Here is a 21,671-nt window from a genome sequence, read left to right as displayed (position 1 = left end):
TCGTGTGTCCAGATTTTTATTGACAGCCCAAAAACCGTCTTCTAGCATGATTCGGAAAACGAGACACGTATCTTAAATCGGATCGCGTGTCTCAGTTCGCCGCACCGCTGCCCATTCCAAGAAAAATTCCTCGCCGAGGAGACAATCCGTGACGATCGCCATCGTTCGCGCAGCCGCGCCTTGTCCGGCTGGCGAAAGGCCTGTGCACGCTGTTCTCGCCCGCGGCATCGCTGCCGGGGGCAGGCCATGAGTACCGAATTCGTCAATCGCATCGCGGTCGAAGTCGACGGGCACGGCGATGCCGTCGTGTGCATCCACGGCCTTGGGGGATCGTCGAACAACTGGACGCCCGTCATGGGCGCCTTCAGCCGGTTTCGCGTGCTGCGCATCGATCTGCCGGGCAGCGCGCGCTCGCACGCCGTGGCCGGACCGATCGGCATCGACAGCCTGGCCCAGTCGGTGCGCGACATCTGTGCGCGGCTGGGCGTGGAGCGCGCGCACCTGGTTGGCCACTCGCTGGGCACCATTGTCTGCTTCAAGCTGGCGACGGCGTGGCCCGAACTGGTGCGCAGCCTGGCCTTGTTCGGACCGATGCTCTGCCCGCCCGACGGGGCGCGCGCCAATATCCGGGCACGCGGCCAGCGCGCGCGCGACGAAGGCGTGGCGGGCATGCAAGCCATTGCCGATGCCATCGTGGCCGGCGCGACATCCGCCGACACCCGGCAACACCAGCCCGCGGCAGTGGCCCTGGTGCGCGAAAGCGTCATGCGCCAGGACCCGGACGGCTATGCGCGCAGCTGCGACGCCCTGGCCGACGCGCAGGCCGCCCCCATCGACGCGATTGCCTGCCCCACCCTGCTGGTAACCGGCGACGAGGACGGCGTTGCGCCGCCCCTGTCGGTGCGCGCCATCGGCGAACGGATCCGCGGCAGCCGCGTGGTGATCTATCCCCGCTGTGGACACTGGACCACCTTTGAGCGTCCCGATGCCTGCCTGCGTGAATTGAAGGATTTCTATTCGGCGCACGCGCGCTGAGCCGCGCCGCCCTCGCCCACCCAACCGCCGGGAGACCGCCATGGCAGAGGTGCTGTTCACCAACGTACGCGTATTCGATGGAACCGGTGCGCTGCCCTATTCGGGCGAGGTGCTCGTCCAGGGCAACCGCATCACGCGCGTGTCGCGCTCCACGCGTTCCCTGACGATGGGCGGGGTCACGGTCGTGGACGGCGCGGGCGCCTTCCTGATGCCGGGCATGACCGAGGCCCACACCCATTTTTCCTGGAACGACCAGCCCTCGCTGGATGCCATCCAGCGCATGCCCGTCGAAGAGCATGTCGTCTGGTGCATCACCGTGGCGCGCCGCTACCTGGACATGGGATGGACGTCCTGCGTGGGCGCGGCAACGGCCAAGCCGCGGTTGGACGTGGTCACGCGCAATGCCATCCGCGACGGCCAGATCGTCGGCCCGCGCTACCTGGCGGCCAGCCAGGAAATCACCACCACCGGCGGCTTGGGCGATTCGACGCCGCCGCACATGCCCTACCCGGAACTGAGCTTCGGCGCCATCGTCAACGGCCCGGAGGAAATGCGCAAGATGGTGCGGCTGTTCGTGAAGTATGGCGTAGACCAGTTGAAGATCAACCTTTCGGGCGAGTACATCGCGGGACTGCCGGCGGAAATGACGCAGTTTTCCGAAGAGGAGGTCGCCATGTGCGTGTCCGAGGCCAGGCGCTTCGGCAAGCGCGTCGCCGCGCACGCGCGATCCTGCGAGTCGATCAAGCAGTGCATACGCCACGGCATCGACATCATCTACCACGCCAGCTTCACGGATGAAGAGGCGCTGGACATGCTGGAATCGAAAAAGGATCGCGTCTTCGTGGCGCCGGGCCTGGCCTGGCTGGTGAATACCTCGTACCACGCCAGCGAGTGGGGATTGACGCCCGAGGTCACCGCGAAGATGGGCTATCACCGCGAACTCGAGGTCGCCGTGGAGTCGATGAAGAAGATGCACCGCCGCGGCATACGCATCCTGCCCGGCGGCGACTACGGATTTGCCTGGACGCCCCATGGCACCAACGCCACCGACCTGGAGTACTTCGTGAAGTACGTGGGCATGTCGCCGCAGGAGGCGCTGCTGTCGGCCACGACCCTGGGCGGACAGATCATGATGCAGGGCAACGAACTGGGGCAGATCCGCGACGGCTACCTGGCCGACCTGCTGCTCATCGACGGCGATCCGCTGGCCGATATCCGCATCCTGCAGGACAAGAAGCGCATCCTGGCGGTGATGAAGGACGGCGAGTTCCACCGGGCGCCGCAGATCGCCAGCGCGCGCAGCACGCGCTGGGCTGCCTGAGGCGCGCCGTGAAGCGCTACGGGTCCTGGATCCTGGCTCTCGCCCTGCTGGCCATCCTGTCAGGGCTGGCCGCTGTCGCCATCGCGGACAACGCGCGGCTTTTTGGCCTGTCGCTGTTGAACGGGCTGACCCTGGCCGCCCTCTATTTCCTGGTTGCCAGCGGTTTCACGCTGGTGTTCGGCCTGATGCGCAACGTCAACCTGGCGCACGGATCCTTGTTCTTGCTGGGCGGCTATATCGGCTATACGGTGGGCGATGCGACCGGGTCGTGGTTCCTGGCGCTGGCCGCCGGCTTCGTGGCCACGGCACTGGCCGGCCTGCTGCTGCAATTGCTGGTCTTCCAGCACATGGAAGGACAGGACTTGAGGCAGACGCTGGTAACCCTGGGGCTGTCCATCGTACTGGCCGATATCTTCCTGTGGATCTGGGGCGGCGAAGCCTACCAGTTCGATCCGCCGCGCTGGCTCTTGGGTGTGGTGAGCGTGCCCGGCGTGGGCAAGTACTCGGGCTTCCGGCTGGTCGTACTGCTGTCGGCGGTGGTGATCGGGACGGCGTTATGGCTGTTCCTGAACCGGACCCGCGTCGGCATGATGATCCGCGCCGGCGTGGACAACAAACGCATGCTGTCGGCCAGCGGCGTCAATGTGCAAAAGGTATTCGCGATTACGTTTGCCGTCGGGGCCGGCCTGGCCGGGTTCGCCGGGGTCATGGGCGGCACGGCCCTGTCCATCGCACCCGGCGAGGACGTGCGCTACCTGCTGGCTTCCCTGATCGTGGTGATCGTCGGCGGCATGGGCAGCATCAGCGGCGCCGCCGTGGGCGCCCTGCTGATCGGGCTGGCGGAAACCTTCGGCCTGGCTTATGCGCCCACCTATGGCGTGGTGTTCACCTTTCTGATCATGGTCGCCGTGCTGGCCTTCCGTCCCGAGGGTCTGATGGGCAGGCGGGCCTGACGGCGCGAACAGGAGCAAAAAGCGTAATGAGTGCGGCGAAATGGCGGCGCGTCATGACCCAGCCGGCGGCAGCGTATCCGGTGGCCTCGGCCGGCGTCGGGCGGCGCCAACAGCGTGGCGTATCGCGCACGACCCTGCTCCATGTCTGCATCGCGGTGGCTTTGCTGCTGTATCCCGTCGTGGCCACGCCCTTTTTCATCTTTCAAGTGGGCGCACAGTCGCTGGTGCTGGGCCTGATCGCGCTGTCGCTGGCGCTGCTGGCGGGCTACGGCGGCATGGTCACCCTGTCGCAGATGACCGTCGCGGGCATCGCCGGCTATGCGGTGGCGCTGCTGGGCATCAACGCCGACGCGGCGCACAGCCTGGGATGGCCGTGGTGGCTGGCCGTCCTGGCCGCGCTGGCCATCGGCACGCTGGCGGCCACGCTGATCGGCATGCTGGCCGTGCGCACGGAAGGAATCTATACCATCATGATCACGCTGGCCATCGGCGTGGCGTTCTTCTACCTGGTCCAGCAGAACTACACCGTCTTCAACGGTTTCCAGGGCCTGGCGCGCATCCTGCCGCCCGCGCCGTACGGGGCGGATCTGCGCGCGCCGGTGCCGTTCTACTACATCAGCCTGGCCTGTGCCACCTTGGGCTACGCGGCCGTGGCCTATGTGGCGCGCGCCCCCTTCGGCATGGCGCTGCAAGGCATACGCGACAACGCCCGTCGCATGCGGGCCCTGGGTTTCGACGTGACGGCGCATCGCATCGCCGCGCACGCGCTCGCGGGCCTGATCGCCAGCGTCGGCGGCGTGCTGCTGGTCTGGTACAACTCGCAGATTTCCCCCGGCTCGGTCAACACGACGTCCATGATCAATATCCTGATCATCGCCGTGCTGGGCGGCATGCGGCATCCCGCTGGCGCCTTCCTGGGCGCGCTGCTGTTCGTGCTGCTGCAGAACTTCGCCATTGATCTGGTGGACCGCGAACGGTTCAACCTGGTGATCGGGGGCGTGTTCCTCCTGGTTCTGATGGTTTCGCCGGACGGCCTGCTGGGCCTGCGGCGCAGATTGCGCGGGCCGGCTCGGCCCGCCGAGCCGGTTCATACGCAGGGCGCCACCCCCGGCGCCGCACCCGCTGGAATCACCACGAGAACCAGGAGACATCCATGACATACGCGATTACCGCCACCCTTGCGCGCACACCGCGCCGCGCCGCCCAGGCCGCCGGCTCGCTGGCGCTGGCGCTTGCCGCCGTGCTGGGCGCGCATCCCGCCAAGGCGCAGGAGGTCATCAAGATCGGCGCCCTGGCCACGCTCGAAGGGCCGTTCGCCGTGCCGGGCCAGGATGGCATGCGGGGCGTGGACCTGGCCGTGGCCGAGCACAAGGGCATGGTGGCGGGCAAGAAGATCGAGATCATCAAGGCCTCGTCCAACGGCAATCCGGATACGGCGGTCAACGCCGTGCGCAAGCTGGTGGAGCAGGACGGCGTGCGCATCCTGATCGGGCCCTTGTCCGGCTCCGAGGGCATCGCGGTGAAGAACTACGCCAAGACGCACCCCGAAGTGACTTTCGTGAACGGCTCGTCGGCCGCGCAGGGCACGACGCTGCAGGAACCCGCGCCCAACTTCTTCCGGTTTTCGCCCGACGGCGCGCAATGGCAGGCGGGACTGGGCACCTATGCCTACAAGGACAAGGGCTACAAGCGCGTGGTCTCCGTGGCCGAGGACTATTCGTTTCCCTATTCGCTGCTGCAGGGCTTCATGATCGAGTTCTGCAAGGCGGGCGGCAAGGTCGTGGACAAGCATTGGGTACCGCTGGGAACCAAGGACTATTCGTCCGTCATCGCCCGCCTGCCCGACAATATCGACGCCATCTACGTCGCCCTGGGCGGCTCGGACGCGGTGAACTTTTTCTCGCAGTATGAACAGGCCGGCGGCGACAAGCCGCTGATCGCCGGCTCCATCACCATCGATCAATCGGTGCTGGGCTACAAGGGCAAGCGCCGCGATGCCCTGATCGGCACGCCCTCGGCGGGACCGATCGCCGACAACTACGGCGATCCGGCGTGGAAGAAGTTCGTGGCCGATTACCGCGCCGCGTACAAGGATGGCCTGCCCAGTCCCAGCCTGTTCGCGCATGCCTATTACGTCAATACCAAGGCGGTGCTGGACGCGCTGGAGCAGGAAAAAGCCGATCTGTCGGACAACCAGGCCAAGCTGCGCCAGACCTTGTCCACCATGACGGTGTCCACCCCCACGGGCAACGTCAAGCTGGATGAAAACCGCAACGCCGTCGCCAACATCTTCCTGACGGAGGTGGCGAAGAACAGCGACGGCACGCTGTACAACAAGTTCGTCAAGGTCATTCCTGACGTGGACCAGCGGCTGGGCCTGTCGAAGGCGGAATTCGACAAGATGGGGCTGGGCTCGCGCACCAATCCGGAATGCAAATGATGGACGGCACGCGCGCGGCCATCGGCGCCTCCTCCTCGTTTCCCGGGGCCTCTCCCACCGAGGAGGGCCCCGCCGAGATGCGGCAAGCCGGTGCACCGGCGCGGCGTGTGGGCCATTTCCATGCGCTGGAACTGCACGGCATCAGCCGCGCATTCGGTGCGCTGAAAGCCATCGACGGGGTCTCGTTCAATGTCGAGGCGGGCCAGCGCTACGCCGTGCTCGGGTCCAACGGCGCGGGCAAGACCACCCTGTTCAATATGATCACGGGCGATTATCCGGTCACCGCCGGCCGCGTGCTGCTGTTCGGCGAGGACGTGACCGCGCTGCCGCCCTGGGAGCGCATCCGGCGCGGGCTGCGCCGCACCTACCAGTCCTCGCTGCTGTTCCGCGACCTGAACGTGCGGGACAATCTATACCTGGCGGTGCGCGGCGTCTCGCGTGGACGCTTCAGCTTGCGGCGCACCGCCAGGGCCAGCGCCTCGGACCTGGCCGCCGAAGCGCTGCTGGCGCACGCGGGATTGACGCAACTGGCCGACACACCGGTCGCGCTGCTGTCGCACGGGCAGCAGCGCCAGCTGGAAATCGGCATGGCCCTGGCCGGCGCGCCCCGCCTGATCCTGTTCGACGAACCGGCCGCCGGCCTGTCGCCCGCCGAGCGCCGCGAGCTGGTGGCGTTGCTGCGCGCGCTGCCGCCCCATATCGCCTACGTCATCATCGAACACGACCTGGAAATCGCCCTGTCGGTGGCGACGCGCGTGACCGTCATGCACAACGGACGCGTGCTGCGCCACGGCACGCCGCAGGAGATCGAGAACGATCCGGACGTGCAGGCCATCTACATGGGAGAGCGGCGACATGGTCACTGACGCACGTACCGGGGCCACAACGGCTGCACCGCCCAAGGACAGCGGCGGAACGCCGGTCCTGGAGATCGCCGGCCTGAATGTGTACTACGGCAGCGCGCACGCGCTGCACGATGTATCGCTGATCCTGCCCCGCGGCGTACTGGCCGTGGTCGGCCGCAACGGCATGGGCAAGACCACGCTGTGCAATGCCGTGACGGGACTGGTTCCCGCGCGCGGCGCGATCCGCCTGCACGGGCAGGACATCCTGGGCAAGCCGCCCCATGCCATCGCCGAACTGGGGATAGGCTACGTTCCGCAAGGCCGGCATGTCTGGCCGTCGCTGACCGTGGACGAACACTTCCGCTTGGCCGCCCGCAGCGCGCGGCGCGGCGAATGGACCATGGATCGCGTCTATGCGGCCTTTCCCCGCCTGGCCGAACGGCGCCACCACGGCGGCGCCCAGCTGTCCGGCGGTGAACAGCAGATGCTGGCCATCGGCCGCGCCCTGCTCTTTAACCCGACGCTGCTGGTGATGGACGAGCCCACCGAAGGCCTGGCGCCGGTCATCGTCGAACACGTGGCCGCCATGCTCAAGCGCCTGGCCGGCGAAGGCCGGATCGCGGTCCTGCTGATCGAGCAGAACCTGGGGGTGGCCATCGACGTGGCCGACACCGTTGCCGTACTGGTCAACGGCCAGGTGGCGCGCGTGATGCCCGCCACGCAACTGGGCGCGGACCGCGCGTTGCAGCAGCGCCTGTTGGGCGTGGCCACCGGGCCCGGCACCGGGACGCCGGACGATGACGCGCCCGCCGCGATGCCGCGCGCGGGCATGGTGGAAGTCCTGACGATCAGGCGCGAGCACGCCGGCGACTCCCCGCCACCCGCCTTGCCGCGTGCGGACGAGGGCTTCAATCGCTGGCAGGAGAGCGCGGTGCCGGCCCCGATGGGCCATGCGGACGAAGGCAGCGATGTGGACGGCGGGCCGCCGGCCGCGCCGCCGCCGGCGATGCCGCCCGTGGCCGTCGCCGTGAACCGCGCCGCCTACGTGGTGGGAACCTTCGATACCAAGGCGCGCGAGCTCTTCCTGCTGCGCGATTGCCTGCAGCGCCTGGGCCTGCGCACGGTGACCGTCGATGTCTCCACGTCCGGACAGCCCTCGCCCGCCGGCGTGCATCCTCGCGAAGTGGCCCGCCATCATCCGGATGGCGAACAGGCCGTCTTCACCGGCGACCGCGGGTCGGCCGTCTCGGCCATGGCGCGCGCGCTGGCCCGTTTCCTGCCCAGCCGGCGCGACCTGGGCGGCGTCATCGCCGCGGGCGGTTCAGGCGGCACCGCGCTGGCCAGCGCAGGCATGCGTGCGCTGCCCATCGGCATACCCAAGGTCCTGGTGTCCACGGTGGCGTCGGGCGACGTGCGGCCCTATGTCGGCCCCAGCGACATCTGCATGATGTATTCCGTCACGGACGTGTCCGGCATCCACCCGATCAGCCGCCAGGTCCTGGGCAACGCGGCCCATGCCCTGGCGGGCATGGTGCTGCATCGCGCCCCGCCCCCCCAGGCCCAGCGCCCCGCCGTGGGCCTGACGATGTTCGGCGTCACCACGCCTTGCGTGCAGGCGGTCACCGCGGCGTTGGGATCCGATTACGACTGCATGGTGTTCCATGCCACGGGCATCGGCGGCAACTCCATGGAGAAACTCGTCGAATCGCGGCTGCTGCAAGGCGTGATCGACGTGTCGACGACGGAGATCGCCGACGAGATCGTGGGCGGCGTGTTCTCCGCCGGGCCGGGCCGCCTGGATGCCATCGTCGAGAGCGGCATCCCCTATGTGGGCTCCTGCGGCGCGCTGGACATGGTGAACTTCATGGCCATGGACACCGTGCCGGAACGCTTCCGCGCGCGCAAGCTGTACCGGCACAACGACAACATCACGCTGATGCGCACCACGCCGGAGGAAAACCGCCGCATCGGCGCCTTCCTCGTGGACAAGCTGAACCGCATGCGCGGCCCCGTGCGCTTCCTGCTGCCCGAAGGCGGGGTCTCGGCCATCGACATGCCGGGCCAGCCTTTCTGGGATCCGGACGCCGACCGCGCGCTGTACGCCACCATCGAACAGGGATTTCGCCCGTCGCCGGCGCGCCAGCTGCGACGCCTGCCCTATCACATCAACGACCCGCGTTTTGCCGAGGCGCTGGTCCAGGCCTTCCGCGAGATCCAGGCGGACGGCCCGCCCCTTCCCTTGTCGCCCAGCCAGGAGAGCCGCCATGCCGCGCATCGCGCGTGAAACCATCGTCCAACGCCTGCGCGGCATGATCGCGCGCGGCGAGCCCATCATCGGCGCGGGCGCCGGTACAGGCCTGTCCGCGCGCTGCGAAGAGGCCGGGGGCGTGGACCTGATCGTGATCTACAACTCCGGACGCTACCGCATGGCGGGACGCGGTTCGCTGGCCGGCTTGCTGGCCTATGGCAACGCCAACGAGGTCGTGCTGGAGATGGCGCACGAAGTGCTGCCCGTGGTCCGCCATACCCCGGTGCTGGCCGGCGTCAACGGCACGGACCCGTTCATGATCGCCGATGCCTTCCTGCGGCGGCTGCAGGTGCTCGGTTTCTCCGGCGTGCAGAATTTCCCGACCGTGGGCCTGATCGACGGCGTGTTTCGCGCCAACCTGGAAGAAACCGGCATGAGCTACGGCATGGAGGTCGAGATGATCGCGCGCGCGCATGCCATGGACATGCTGACCACGCCCTATGTGTTCAGCGCGGAGAACGCCGCCGATATGGCGCGCGCCGGCGCGGACGTGGTCGTCTGCCACCTGGGACTGACCACGGGCGGGGATATCGGCGCGCGCACGGCGGCTACCCTGGCCGAATGCGTGCCCCGCATCCAGGCCTGGGCGGATGCCGCCCGCAGGGCGCGCGACGACGTCATCGTGCTGTGCCACGGCGGCCCTATCTCGGCACCCGGGGACGCGGCCTACATCCTGTCGCAATGCCCGCAGTGCCATGGGTTCTTCGGCGCTTCCAGCATGGAGCGCCTGCCGGCCGAAACCGCGCTTACCGAAACCGCGCGGCAGTTCAAGCAAATCACCCGATAAAAGAGGCTCATCATGTCAGGCTCACAATTCGGCACCTTTCTGCTGATCGTGCTCGCGATCGCGATCGTTGCCGCCGTCATCGTCGGGCTGCTGCACTGGCTGTACCTGCGCGCATCCAAGGAGCGGGCCTTCGTCCGCACCGGCCTGGGCGGCCAGCGCGTGGTGCTGGACGGCGGCGCGCTGGTGCTGCCCATCGTCCACGACGTCATCCCCGTCAATATGAGCACGCTCCGGCTGGAGGTGGCGCGCGGACGCGACAAGGCCCTGATCACCAAGGACCGCATGCGCGTGGACGTGATCGCGGAGTTCTACGTGCGCGTGCAGGCCAGCGCCCAGGCAGTCTCGGACGCCGCGCAGACGCTGGGCCAGCGGACCATGGCCCCCGAACAGCTGAAGGAACTGCTGGAAGGCAAGTTCGTCGACGCGCTGCGCACGGTGGCCGCCGAGATGACGATGGAGGAACTGCACGAGCGGCGCGGCGACTACGTGCGCCGCGTGCGCGAGGCCGTCGCCGACAACCTGACCAAGAACGGCCTGGAACTGGAAGCCGCGTCGCTGACCCAGCTGGACCAGACGCCGATGGAGTTCTTCAATCCCAGCAACGCCTTCGATGCCGAAGGCCTGACCCGCCTGACCGAACAGATCGAACGGCGCAAGAAGCAGCGCAACGACATCGAACAGGACACGCTCATCGCGATCCGCAACAAGAACCTGGAAGCGGAAAAACTCTCCCTGGACATCGACCGCGAGTCGGAAGCCGCGCGCCTGGCCCAGGAGCGGGAGTTGGAGATCGCCCGCGCCGAACAGCGCGCCACCCTGACGCGCGAACGCGCGGAGCGCGACAAGGAAGGCCAGCGTGCCCAGATCGCCGCGCAACAAGCCGTGGAAGAAGCCAGGCTGCGCGCGGAACAGATCGTCGAATCCAACCGCATCAACAAGGACCGCGAACTGCAGGCGGCCGAAATCGAGCGGCGCAAGACGATCGAACTGGCCGAACAGCAGCGCTCCATTGCCGTGGCCATGCAGTCGAAGTCCCAGTCCGAGGCGCAGGCCGCCGCGGATGCAGCGCGGGCGCTGGCCGTCGCGGCGGAAGAGAAAATCTTTACCGCGCGCGAATTGGAAATGGCCGAACGGCGCAAGCGTATCGAACTGGTGGCCGCGGCGCAGACGGCCGAGCGCGAGGCGCTGGGGCTGCGCGTGGCGGCCGAGGCGCAGCGGGCCGCCAGCGAGGACCGCGGCTATGCGATGCGGGCCGAAGCCGAAGCCCAGGCCGACGCGGAGCGCATCCGCCTGGCCGCCGCGCGCATCCGCCATGAGGTGGAAGCCGAAGGCCTGCGCATGATGAACGAGTCGTCCAACATCCTGACGCCGGAAGCGCGCGCCTCGGCCCTGCGCATGCGCCTGCTGGACAAGGTCGAAGGAATCATCCGCGAATCGGTCAAGCCCATGGAGAAAATCGACAGCATACGGATCATGCACGTGGATGGACTGTCCGGCGGCGCCGGTGGGCACGACCACGGCGGAAGCTTTTCCGACGCGGTGGTCAATTCGGCGCTGCGCTTCCGGGCGCAGGCGCCCATCGTGGATCAGTTGCTGAAGGAAATCGGGCTGGACAGCGCCGATATCAACCGCATGGCGGGCGCGGGCAGCCTGGCCGCGCCCGCCGGAGAGAAAAAGCCATGACCACCGTTTTCGTATCCAGCGTCATCGATGCGCCCGCCGCGGATGTCTGGGCGGCCGTGCGGGACTTCAACGGCATGCCGCAATGGCACCCGCTGATCGCCGACTCCCTGATCGAAAACGGCCTGACGGCGGACCGCATCGGCTGTGTGCGCTATTTCCATACGCGCGACGGCGGGTCGATCCGGGAGCAGTTGCTGGCCCTGTCCGACTACGACTACACCTTTACCTACGCCATCCTGGAAAGCCCCATGGGGGTATCCGACTACGTCGCGACCCTGAAGCTGACACCGGTCACGGACGGCGACCGCTGCTTCGGCGAATGGAGCGCCGAATTCACGGCCGCGCCGGAGCGCGAGACGGAGCTGAAGCGCTTCGTCAGCCAGGAGGTGTTCCTGGCCGGCTTCCATGCGCTGCAGGCACGGATGGTGCAGCGGCGCTGAGACCGCGGCGCATCAGGGCGCCACGGGGGCGGTCATTCGCGCCGTCGTCACATCCGCCCCGGCCGGCTTGCCCGGCGGCAGGAGGAACAGCACATAGTGGCGCTCAGGCATGCGGATGCCCCAAGTCGTCTTATGCACCGTTATCGTCATGGGCTCCTCGCCGCTGAAGGACGACGCGGCACGCTGGCAATGCGCGTCGTCGTCGCGGCACACGAACAAGACGCCTTCGCGGCGGACGTCTGCTTCCGTGACCCACGGCGTGGCGGCCGGATCGAGGACGTCCCAGTAATGTATGCGTTCGCGCGCGTAGAACGACACCGCCCTTGCCTCTTTGTCGTTGCCGGCGACGATACGCAGGGGCTGTGCCGTGCCGCGGTCCCATGCGTCGTGCGCCGCCCGCGCCAGCGCCTGGCGTGGCTCCATCGCCAGCCTGTCGTGATGGACGGCCTTCAGGTAGCCGCCGCCGGCGGACAAGGCCAGCGTCAGGGCCCAGTACACCGCCATCACGACCGGAATGCGCCGCATGTCGAGCCGGACGCCCGCGTTGGCGAGTACCGCCAGCCAGAACACCGTGATCGCGAACCACTGAGTATTGCCCCACAGCGAAGACAGATGTGTCCGCGTCACCATGGCCAGCGCGCATATCGCCAGGAAAGTGCCCATGGCCAGCCACCACAGGTCCCGCTGCAGCGAGCGTCGCACATAGCCATGCAGCATCAGTTTGGCCGCGCGGCCGCGCGCATGTCCGGCCAGCAGCAGCACGAACGCCATGCTGGGAAGCAGGTAGGCCACCTGCACGAGGCCATAGACGGCCATATCGGCGGCCACCGCCGGCAAAGGCCGCGCGATCTCATGCATGCGATCGCGCGCGTAGGCGAAGGTGGGCATGCCGTGATCCACCAGCCATCGCATGTGCGGCCACAGCACGATGGCGCCCGCCATGACCGCCAGCAGCGCCTGCGGCTGCAGCAGCCGCGCGCGCCAGGCCGGCCGGGCCCAGCCCGCCAGCAGCAGGCCGACGAGCAGCGCGACGGAGAAATATTTACCCAGCATCGCGAGGCCCGCCGCGGCACCCATCGCCAGCGCGGCCTTGCGCGTGCCCGTCTGGATATACCGCACGAAGAAATACGCGGTCCATGGCCATAGGGACAACAGCACGGTATTCGCGTTGAACTTGATCGCCAGCGTGGTGTAGATGGGGGATACGGCCAGGGCCAGGCCGGCCACCGCGGCTTCGCGCGCCGGCAGGAAACGGTGCGCCAGCGCCACGACGCCGCACACGCCCAACAGCGCGTTCGCCACGGAAAGCGCGAAATACGCGACGTCGGTATGCGGAAAGACGGTGAACCAGGCCGCGGTCATCCAGGCGAACAGCGGGGGATGCTTGTGATAGCCCGCTTGCCAGGCGATGCCCCAGGTATAGTTTTCGAGCATATCGCCTGCCCAATCCAGATTGGACCGGTACAGGGCTGACGCAATCGTCCAGACGATGCCATGGACGGCCAGCAGCACCGCCAGGCGCGCCGTGCCGGTTTCGGCGTCCGCGCTGTCGCGGCCGGCGCGAAAATACGAAGGAAGGAAGATTTCTGCCATGAGTCCCAGGAATAGCGATGGGAATGGGAGCTACCCATTCCGGCGCTATTAGGACTGTCCGAGGCGACGCGGTTCCCCGCGCTGGCGCGCGAAGCGTGGCCGCGCCGTGGAAACGAAACGGGGCGGCGTGCAACTGCGCGCAAGCAGCTGCCACGCGCGTGTAAAGTCCATCAAAGCAGGGCCGCGCAGCGGCACGCCTATGCCGATACGGCGACGCTGCCACGGCAGCGATGCCACATCAGCGATGCCACGCAAGGATGGCACGTCAATAATGCGGCGGCAGCTCCTCCCTTGGGCTGCGGAACGCGTCCTTGGCCTCATCCGCGTCCGCCATCTGCTGGCGCATCCGGCCGATCTGCTGCGCCAGTTTTTCGATCTGCGCCTGCTGCCTGTGCACGGTCTGGTTCAGCTCCTCCAGGAGATCCTCGGCGAACCCCGCCTTGATCTCGAGTTCCTTGACGCGCCGCGCCAGATCCTGCGTTCCTTCCGTGTCCATCAATACCCCAGTGCCGACCCAGCGGGGCGGCGTTCGTCATTGGCGCCATACAGATAGCCGGGCCGTACCGAGCCGGACACCGAGGCGTCGTTGCCCGAACTGGCCGTGCCGTCCTTGCGCGTTTCGTCAGGCAGGCCCACCAGCACCAGTTCAGCCGCACCCCATGGCGTTTGTTCCACCATCTTGTAGCCCATGCCGCGCAGGATGTTCAGCGTATCGGGCGACAGGCCATATTTTTCGTAATAGACCTCGTCCGGTAGCCACTGGTGATGGATGCGCGCCGCGTCCACCGCCTCCTGTGGCGCCATGCCGTGGTCGATGATGTTGATGGCCGTCTCCAGCGTGATCGTGATGATGCGCGATCCACCCGGCGATCCCAGCACCATGTAGGTCTTGCCGTCGCGCGTCACCAGCGTGGGCGCCATGGATGACAAGGGCCGCTTGCCGGGCTCGATGGCATTGGTGGCGCCCTGCACCAGGCCGAAGAGGTTCTGCGCGCCGATCTTGGTGGTGAAGTCGTCCATCTCGTCGTTCAGGAAGAAGCCCGTGCCCGGCGCGATGACGCCGGCGCCGAAACGGCCGTTGACCGTATACGTGGTGGACACGGCATTGCCGTCCTTGTCGACGATGGAATAGTGCGTCGTCTCCGTTTTTTCATGCGGCGCCATGCCGGGCTGGACCTGCGCCGACGGCGTGGCACGGTCACCGGCGATTTTCTCGCGTATGGCGGCGGCGTAGGATTTGCCGAGCAGCCGTCCCAGCGGATTGTCCACGAAGGCGGGATCGCCCAGATAGGTGTTGCGGTCCATGTAGGCATGGCGCATGGCCTCGGCCATCACGTGGACCGACTGCGCGGACCCATAGCCCATGGCGCGCAGATCGTAGCCGGACAGGATGTTGAGGATCTCGCACAAGGTCGTGCCCCCGGAACTGGGCGGCGGCGCCGACACGAAGACATAACCCCGGTAGTTGCAAGTGATGGGCGCCGTTTCGGTGATCCTGTAGGCGGCGAAGTCCGCCGCCTTGATCACGCCGCCGCCTCGCGCCGAGGCCTGCTCGACCGCCGCCGGAATGCGGCCCTTGTAGAAAGCATCCGGCCCCTGGTCCGCGATCGCCTGCAGGGTGCGCGCCAGCTCGGCCTGCACCAGCCGGTCGCCCGGCTGCAAGGGTGTGCCGTCCGGACGCAGGAAGACCTTGGCCGCTTCCGGGTCGGCGCGAAACATCGCCGTGCTGGTGTCGAGGATATCGGTGTCCGCGCGCGTCAGGTCGAAGCCGTCGCGCGCCAGCCTGATGGCCGGCTCCATGACGGCCTGGCGCGACAAGCGCCCGTATTTGCGCAGCGCGGTGTCCATGCCAAGCACGGTGCCTGGCGTGGCGACGGCGCGATAGCCGAACAGGCTGGCGCCCTTGACCAGGTCGCCCTTGGCGTCCAGGTACATGTCACGCGATGCGCCGGCCGGCGCCGTTTCGCGGAAGTTGATGAAGGTATCGCGGCCGTCGGCCAGGTGTATCGTCATGAACCCGCCGCCGCCGATATTGCCGCAACAGGGATTGACCACCGCCTGGGCATAGCCCACCGCGACCGCCGCATCGATGGCGTTGCCGCCTTTTTTCAAAATATCGACGCCAACCTCGGAGGCCAGGTATTGCGACGTCACCACCATGCCGTTAGTGGCCTCGACGGCGGGACGCGACGCGGCCAGTCCATCGGGCAGGAATCCGGCCCACAGGAGCGCCGCGGCCGCCCATGCGGCAATGTGGCGAAAGCGCTGAATATCCATCTTCCTTCCCCTTGCAATTGGCGTGTGATCTCCCCGGCGGCCATTGTAAGATGCGCCCGATGTTCCGGAACCATCTCCGTCCTGACGCCATGACACATCGCCGCGTGCTGTGCCTGCTGGGTTTCGCGCTGGGCTATGTCTGCCTGGCCATCGTCAGCATGCGCGAACGGGACGCCGCCACGCTCTCCACGCTGTTCTGGCCGCCGGCCGGCGTGCTCATGGCCACGCTGATGATGAAGCCGCCGCGGCGCTGGCCCGGCTGGATGGCGCTGGCCGCCTTGCTGCATGTCGGCACGGGCATGTTGGTCGGGCAGCGCACGCTGCCCGTGGCGCTGGTCTTCGCCCTGACCGACCTGGTGTTCTGCGCCGGCGTCGCGGCGCTGTGGCGCTGGCGCACCCACGCCTCGGATACCCTGGCCACCCTGCCCGCCACGCTGTGGTTCATCGTGCTGCTGTCCGTGGGCAGCGTGGCAGGCGGGGTGCTGGCCGTCCTGGGCCTGCGCGCCGTCGACTCCTCCGCGTCCGCGACGCACTGGTATGTGTGGACGCTGGCCGGGTTCGTGGGTTGCCTCATCACGACGCCGATGATCCTGGCGTGGTCGCACTTCCGTGCGCGCGCGCTGGCCGAACAGAACGTGCTGCACTTGTGGATCGGCGTGATCGCCGCCTTCGCCCTGCTGGCCGGCACCACCATTGTTTTCGACAATCCACCGGGCGGAGAGCAAATCGTATGGCACGACGGCTTCGGCATGAGCTACGGCCCGCTGCTGTTCGTGGCGATCGTGGCGCTTGCCTGGGGCGCGATCGGCAGCACGGCGATCGTCGCCGGCCTGGCGCTGGTCGCCGGCTCCTACACCATGAGCGGCATGGGGCCGTATGCCAATATCGCGCATTTCGATGGCGAGCCGCTACTGGCCGTGCAGGGTTTCCTGGGCTGCGCCGCGCTGCTGAGCCTGGTCACCACGGCGCTGTCCGCGGATCGCGAACAGGCCCTCATGCGCACGGCCGCGCTGACGCGCCAGCTCGAAGCCGCGCTGCAGGTCAGTGGCCGTGTGGCGTGGGAATACCGCCGCGCGGAACAGCGCATGTACTGGCTGGGACAGCTGCCTGAGGACATCCCGCTGCCCGAGGCCGCCATGCCGCTGGACGACTGGCTGGCTCGCCTGCACGCCGACGACCGGGACCGCGCGAGGGTGTGGCTGCATATGGGCGCGGATTCGTACGCGCTGCGCCGGCTGCAAGTGCGGATGCTCGGTCCGGCCGGCGATTTCCATGTCGTCGAAATGACGGGATCGGCGATCAGCCAGCTCCCGGACAGGATGACCGGACTGGCAGGCGCGGCCACCGACGACGCGCGATACTGAACCGCCCCGCCGCGTCAAAGCAGGCCGACTTCCCTTTCGATGTCGTCCACGGTCTGGGCGAAATGCTCCAGGAACTGCAGCATTTCGTGCAGCAAGCCCAGGTTGGGCGCACCGCGCAGCGCTGCCTCCAGGGCATTGCCTTCGTCCACCACCGGCCAGTGTCCCAGCATGCTCAGCGCGCCCAGCGCCCGATGCAGCCAGTCCGCGTAGCGTTCGCAGCACTGCGGGCACAGGTCGGCCAGGGCCTGGACCAGATCGGCCCGCAAGGCCGCCAGCGAAGTCCGCAGGAACTCGCGCAGGGCCGCCTCATCCTGACGGAAATGTTCGCGCAGCACCGGTAGCGCCAGGCCAGCCTGCGGGACGGGCCGTACCACCTGGCCGGATCCGTCCGCGAGCGTGGCGGTCACCGCGTGCGCGGGCAGACAATCCAGAAGCACCGCGCGCAGGCGGTCCAGCGTGACCGGCTTGCGGACCCGCGCGTCGACATCCGGACCATCGGCCGGGTCGGCGTCCGTCCGGGCGGTCACCATGGCGATGGGCAGGCGCGCCGCGCCGCCGCGGCGCCGCTCTTCTTCACGCCATGCCGCGACCAGTTCGGCGCCGCCCATCGCGGGCATGTGGCAATCCGTGAGCAGCATCGTGTAGCCGGCCGATTGCAGGGCCTCCAGCGCGGACGTGCCATCGGCTCGCACGTCGCAGGCATAGCCCAGGGTGGCGAGCTGCCTGCGGATCAGGTCGCGATTGATCGCGTGATCGTCCACGACCAGCAGGCGCGGCCCGTCGGACATGCTGTCGGCGCACGGTGCCGGTTCGCCGGACGTGGGTGGCATGCCATGGTCTGGGTCCCAGGCATGCGTGTGGCCGCATGCGCCGGCGCCATCGTGGCAGGCCAGCGTCGGCAACGACGGCGCGGGGGCCGGCAAGGCCAGTTGCCGGGCCATGGCGCCCGCGGAAATCCCTTCGGTCGCGGGCCCCACCGGCAGGCGGCACAGGAAGGTCGCGCGCGTCCCCTTGCCTGGATCGCTGTCCAGCACCAGCTTGCCACCCATCAAGGCGGCCAGCCGGCTGGATACGGACAGGCCCAGACCGCTGCCGCCGTAGTGGCGGGAGATCGATGTATCGGCCTGCCGGAACGGCGCCATGACCTGCGCCAGCTTTTCCCGCGGAATGCCGATACCCGTGTCCGCCACCACGAAGCGCAGGGATTGATGTCCCGCGTCGGCGGCATCCACCGTCAAGGTCAGGCTCACCTCGCCCTGCGCCGTGAACTTGGCCGCGTTGCTGATCAGGTTGGTCAGGATCTGCCGGATGCGCAGCGGATCGCCCAGCACCGTGGCGCTGACGGCTTCATCCACGACATAGCGGGTTTTCACGCCGCGGCGCCGCGCGGGTTCGCCCATGACCATGACCACGCTCTGCACCATGGCCCGCAGATCCACCGGCACGGATTCCAGGCTCATGCGATTCGCTTCCATCTTGGAGAAGTCCATGACCTGGTCCAGTATCTGCAGCAGCGAATTGGCGGCCGAATTGACGGCACGCAGCATCTGCCGCTGTTCCGCACCCATCGCCGCGCGCATCAACAGGTCCAGCATGCCGATGATGCCGCTGAGCGGCGTGCGGATCTCGTGGCTCATCGTCGCGAGAAAGGTGGACTTCGCCAGCGTGGCGCTATCGGCCAGGTCGCGCGCGGCCTGCAGCTGCGCCTCGACCGCGCGCCGCCGCATGACTTCGCGGCGCAGTTGCCAATACCCCAGCGACACGCCGATGGCGGTGGCCAGCAGCAGCACGAGGCCGGGGACGATTTCCCGCCAGAACACTCCCGGCGCGATGATGAAATCCTGAGCCATTCAAGTCCCGGCCGGCGCCAACGCCAGCGGCCGCGCGTCCGCTTGCGGTCCGACATGCATCTCGTGCGTATGGAAGCGCGCCAAGGTATCGCGATGCGCCACGCTGATCACGGCGGCGCGCGGCAGGCGTTGCAACAGGGTTTCGTACAGATGCCGTTCGGTATCGGTATCGAGCGAGGAGGTGGACTCGTCCATGAACAGGAAAGCCGGCTTGAGCAGCAGCGCGCGCGCGAAGGACAGCCGCTGCTTCTCGCCCGGCGACAAGCGGCGCGCCCAGGCATCGGCGACGTAGAGCTGGTCCGCATAGGCCTCCAGCCGGCACAGGCGCAGCGCCTCGGCGCATTCGGCATCGCTGTAGGCATCCACCGGGTCGGGATAGCAGACCGCCTGTTTCAAGGTGCCGTCGGGCACATAGGTGGATTGCGGCAGGAACAGGGCGGCATGGCCCTTGCCGCCGCCGCCCGAACCCCCGCCGGCGGGCATGACCAGGTCGCCGGCCGCGTGCGGCCACAAGCCGGCCAGCGTGCGCAGCAAGGTGCTCTTGCCCGCGCCCGAGGGGCCGCGCACCAGCCAGCGCTCGCCGGGCGCCACGCGGAAGGTTGACGGTACGCCCAGCGGACGGCCATCGGGACGGAAGACGTGCAGGCCGCGGGCGGCAACCTCATTGCCGTGTTCGCGCGACAGGCGGTCGGGATCGCCCTCGCCCATGCGCTTGCTGAATTCGCGCAACCGGTTCAGGGTGGCGCGCCAATCCGCCAGCGTGGCGTAGCTGTTGATGAACCAGGAACAGGCGCCGCTGACCTGCCCGAACGCGTTGTTCAGCTGCATCAGGACGCCGATCGTAAACGCACCCGCGAAATAGCGAGGCGCGGCCGCCACCAGCGGAAAGATGATCGCGATCTGCCCGTAGACGGAACTGGCGAAGACCAGGCGCTTGGTGTATCGCATGATTTCGCGCCAGTTATTGCGCACCGCGCCGAATGCGGCGCGGGCGCGGCGGCCCTCTTCCGGACCGCCATCGTAGAACGCGATCTGCTCGGCGTTTTCCCGCACGCGTACGAGCAGCACGCGGAAATCGGCCTCGACTTTCTGCTGGCGATATCCGACGTCCACCAGGCGCCTGGCAATCTTGTGGACCAGGAAAGAACCCAATATGCCGTAGGCCACCGCGGCCCATACCAGGTAGCCCGGTATTCGCACCGCATGGCCGAACAGCGCGAAACTGAGCGCGCCGGACAGCATCCACAACAGGGACACGAAAACCGAGAAGGTGGCGATGGTCGATATCAGGTCTATCGACAGCGCCAATGTATTGGTGGCCATGCTGCGCAGGTCTTCGGCGATACGCTGGTCCGGATTATCGACGATATGGTCGCGCTCCATCCGGTAATAAGAGCGGCTGAGCAGCCATTGGCGCAGGTAGACGTCCGTCAACCATTGGCGCCAGCGAAATTCCAGCATCTGGCGAAAATAGATCTGCACGGTACTCAGCGCAATGAAAATAAAGGCGAGCAGGGTAAAAACCAAAATCAAGTGCGTGAATGCGGGAAGGTCGCGCTTGTCCAACGCATCATAGAACGTGGCGTACCAGGTATTGACGCGCAGGTTGACATAGACGATGGCCAGGTTCAACGCAATCACCAACGCCAGCAGGGCGCGGGCGCGATGGCGATCCTCGGAAATCCAATAAGGCTTGATCAAGCTCCAGGCTGAAATCCGGCGGCCCCCGCCCGGCGGGAACATGGCCGCCAGCGAATCCGCGGATATTTTGCCGCCGCTATCCAGGCTGTCCGGCGATGCCGCGACGCGCCCTGGCGCTTGATTATTCTGCGGATTTGAATGGCCGCCCTGCTTTTCGCGATCTGAAACCATGATTGTGGACTCGTGACGGTATGTCGTTCTGACATACCGTCATCGAGAAGGTTTCAACCACTTTGGCTGACGGCTTCCCGTCAGGTTGCCGGATCCAGCAGGACTTCGGGCTTGCTCGCCGATCGCGTATTCGGCAACGGGTGCGTTTCAACGGCGTGATACGTATGCACGACGGAAAGCTTGACGCGGTCGCTCTGGTTGCGGCCGGCGGCGTGCAGGGTGCGGCAGTGAAAAAACAAAACATCGCCCGGCGCCAGTTCGGGCGATACGGCCGTCGCGATCAGGGCGGCGTTCTCGGGAAGGTCCTCGCGCAGGAACTGCGCGGCATCGAAGCGATCCGCAGGCAGCGTCATCCTGTGCGATCCCGGCACCAGCCAGAGCCCGCCGTTGTGCGCCGTTTCAGGGCCCAGCGCCAGCCATGTCGAAACCAGGTCCTCGCGGTCGAAGGACCAGTAGCGGATGTCCCGGTGCCAGCCGGTCAGGCTGCCGAAGCGTGGATGCTTGGTCATCACGCAGTTGTGATGGGCGCGGGACAGGACCGCCGCCTGGCCGAAATACCGGTGCAGGGAAGACGCCACGGCCGGCGCGGTCGCCCAGGCGGCGAACAGCGGATCGCGCCCATAGGCATCGAGCAGGCGCCGCACCGTCCCGCCGCCTTCGGCGTTGCGGGACGCGGGCGCGCCGGGATAGGCCAGGTCGGCCTCGTATTCGACCGGCGCGACCGCCTGGTCCAGTTGGGCCTGCGCCAGCGCACGCAGCGCCTCGCGCTGGACGGCCGGCACGAATTCACGGGCAACCACGAAACCCTGCTCCCGCAGGGTTTGCAACTGCGCTGTTGTCAGCGGGAAAGACATCGAGTTTTCCGAAGGCGAACCGGCGCATCACGGAAGCGACGCGCCGGGG

17 protein-coding genes and 1 pseudogene are annotated in these 21,671 nt (G+C 67.4%); 12 read left to right on the top strand and 6 right to left on the bottom strand.

The genetic code is table 11. From position 1 onward, the window contains the following. The first annotated feature begins 246 nt into the window (after window positions 1-246). The 11 genes and pseudogenes from AKI39_RS11180 (at window position 247) to AKI39_RS11135 (ending at window position 11,812) form a co-directional block, all read left to right on the top strand. Window positions 247-1,035 carry an alpha/beta fold hydrolase gene (locus tag AKI39_RS11180; RefSeq protein ID WP_066635669.1) on the top strand — a complete coding sequence of 263 codons (789 nt, stop codon included), beginning with the start codon at window positions 247-249 and terminating at the stop codon, window positions 1,033-1,035. 40 nt (window positions 1,036-1,075) lie between these two features. Beyond that, window positions 1,076-2,356 carry a metal-dependent hydrolase family protein gene (locus tag AKI39_RS11175; protein WP_066635666.1) on the top strand — a complete coding sequence of 427 codons (1,281 nt, stop codon included), beginning with the start codon at window positions 1,076-1,078 and terminating at the stop codon, window positions 2,354-2,356. 8 nt (window positions 2,357-2,364) lie between these two features. Beyond that, entirely contained in the window at window positions 2,365-3,309 is a 945-nt protein-coding gene (locus tag AKI39_RS11170; RefSeq protein ID WP_201258562.1) for a branched-chain amino acid ABC transporter permease, read from the top strand. 26 nt (window positions 3,310-3,335) lie between these two features. Next, window positions 3,336-4,466 (top strand): branched-chain amino acid ABC transporter permease, encoded by a 1,131-nt coding sequence (locus tag AKI39_RS11165; protein ID WP_066635663.1) that lies wholly within the window; start codon window positions 3,336-3,338, stop codon window positions 4,464-4,466. After that, a complete protein-coding gene (locus AKI39_RS11160; protein WP_083228773.1) occupies window positions 4,463-5,749 on the top strand; it encodes an ABC transporter substrate-binding protein in 1,287 nt (428 codons plus the stop codon). The genes AKI39_RS11165 and AKI39_RS11160 overlap by 4 nt, the downstream gene beginning before the upstream one ends. Next, window positions 5,746-6,615, top strand: coding sequence for an ABC transporter ATP-binding protein (locus AKI39_RS11155; RefSeq protein ID WP_201258561.1), 870 nt, complete (start codon window positions 5,746-5,748; stop codon window positions 6,613-6,615). Before AKI39_RS11160 ends, AKI39_RS11155 begins: the two co-directional genes overlap by 4 nt. After that, window positions 6,605-7,081, top strand: a pseudogene (locus AKI39_RS26230) (ABC transporter ATP-binding protein); the annotation flags it as partial. The gene AKI39_RS11155 and the pseudogene AKI39_RS26230, both read left to right, overlap by 11 nt. Before the next feature lie 519 nt (window positions 7,082-7,600). Continuing rightward, complete coding sequence (locus AKI39_RS26225) at window positions 7,601-8,878, top strand: Tm-1-like ATP-binding domain-containing protein (RefSeq protein ID WP_201258589.1); 1,278 nt, start codon at window positions 7,601-7,603, stop codon at window positions 8,876-8,878. Continuing rightward, a complete protein-coding gene (locus AKI39_RS11145; RefSeq protein WP_066635658.1) occupies window positions 8,859-9,689 on the top strand; it encodes a phosphoenolpyruvate hydrolase family protein in 831 nt (276 codons plus the stop codon). The genes AKI39_RS26225 and AKI39_RS11145 overlap by 20 nt, the downstream gene beginning before the upstream one ends. Before the next feature lie 12 nt (window positions 9,690-9,701). Continuing rightward, window positions 9,702-11,372 (top strand): flotillin family protein, encoded by a 1,671-nt coding sequence (locus tag AKI39_RS11140; protein WP_066635656.1) that lies wholly within the window; start codon window positions 9,702-9,704, stop codon window positions 11,370-11,372. Continuing rightward, a complete protein-coding gene (locus AKI39_RS11135) occupies window positions 11,369-11,812 on the top strand; it encodes an SRPBCC family protein (protein ID WP_066635654.1) in 444 nt (147 codons plus the stop codon). The genes AKI39_RS11140 and AKI39_RS11135 overlap by 4 nt, the downstream gene beginning before the upstream one ends. Before the next feature lie 12 nt (window positions 11,813-11,824). Here the strand turns inward: AKI39_RS11135 and AKI39_RS11130 are convergent, their stop codons facing one another. The 3 genes from AKI39_RS11130 to ggt all read right to left on the bottom strand — a co-directional run bounded on the left by AKI39_RS11130 (window position 11,825) and on the right by ggt (window position 15,565). Then, window positions 11,825-13,405, bottom strand: coding sequence for a glycosyltransferase family 39 protein (locus tag AKI39_RS11130; protein WP_066635652.1), 1,581 nt, complete (start codon window positions 13,403-13,405; stop codon window positions 11,825-11,827). A 265-nt stretch (window positions 13,406-13,670) separates the two neighbouring features. Continuing rightward, window positions 13,671-13,901 carry a SlyX family protein gene (locus AKI39_RS11125; protein ID WP_066635649.1) on the bottom strand — a complete coding sequence of 77 codons (231 nt, stop codon included), beginning with the start codon at window positions 13,899-13,901 and terminating at the stop codon, window positions 13,671-13,673. Further along, entirely contained in the window at window positions 13,901-15,565 is a 1,665-nt protein-coding gene (gene ggt / locus AKI39_RS11120; RefSeq protein ID WP_235610823.1) for a gamma-glutamyltransferase, read from the bottom strand. The genes AKI39_RS11125 and ggt overlap by 1 nt, the downstream gene beginning before the upstream one ends. A gap of 206 nt (window positions 15,566-15,771) precedes the next feature. Here ggt and AKI39_RS11115 point away from each other — a divergent pair, with 206 nt between their 5' ends. Further along, a complete protein-coding gene (locus AKI39_RS11115; RefSeq protein ID WP_066635646.1) occupies window positions 15,772-17,046 on the top strand; it encodes an MASE1 domain-containing protein in 1,275 nt (424 codons plus the stop codon). Between the two features lie 14 nt (window positions 17,047-17,060). On the opposite strand, the gene AKI39_RS11110 is transcribed toward AKI39_RS11115, so the two are convergent. The 3 genes from AKI39_RS11110 to AKI39_RS11100 all read right to left on the bottom strand — a co-directional run bounded on the left by AKI39_RS11110 (window position 17,061) and on the right by AKI39_RS11100 (window position 21,622). Further along, window positions 17,061-18,896, bottom strand: coding sequence for an ATP-binding protein (locus tag AKI39_RS11110; protein WP_066635643.1), 1,836 nt, complete (start codon window positions 18,894-18,896; stop codon window positions 17,061-17,063). Beyond that, window positions 18,897-20,639, bottom strand: coding sequence for an ABC transporter ATP-binding protein/permease (locus AKI39_RS11105; RefSeq protein WP_066642739.1), 1,743 nt, complete (start codon window positions 20,637-20,639; stop codon window positions 18,897-18,899). 209 nt (window positions 20,640-20,848) lie between these two features. Then, window positions 20,849-21,622, bottom strand: a complete 774-nt coding sequence (locus AKI39_RS11100; protein ID WP_066635641.1) for a phytanoyl-CoA dioxygenase family protein — start codon at window positions 21,620-21,622, stop codon at window positions 20,849-20,851. Window positions 21,623-21,671: the final 49 nt, after the last annotated feature.

This window comes from Bordetella sp. H567, assembly GCF_001704295.1.
In the GTDB taxonomy this organism is placed as follows: domain Bacteria; phylum Pseudomonadota; class Gammaproteobacteria; order Burkholderiales; family Burkholderiaceae_B; genus Bordetella_C.
The sequence above is the reverse complement of the archived record's forward strand: the minus strand, read 5'-3'. Positions and strand labels throughout refer to the sequence as shown.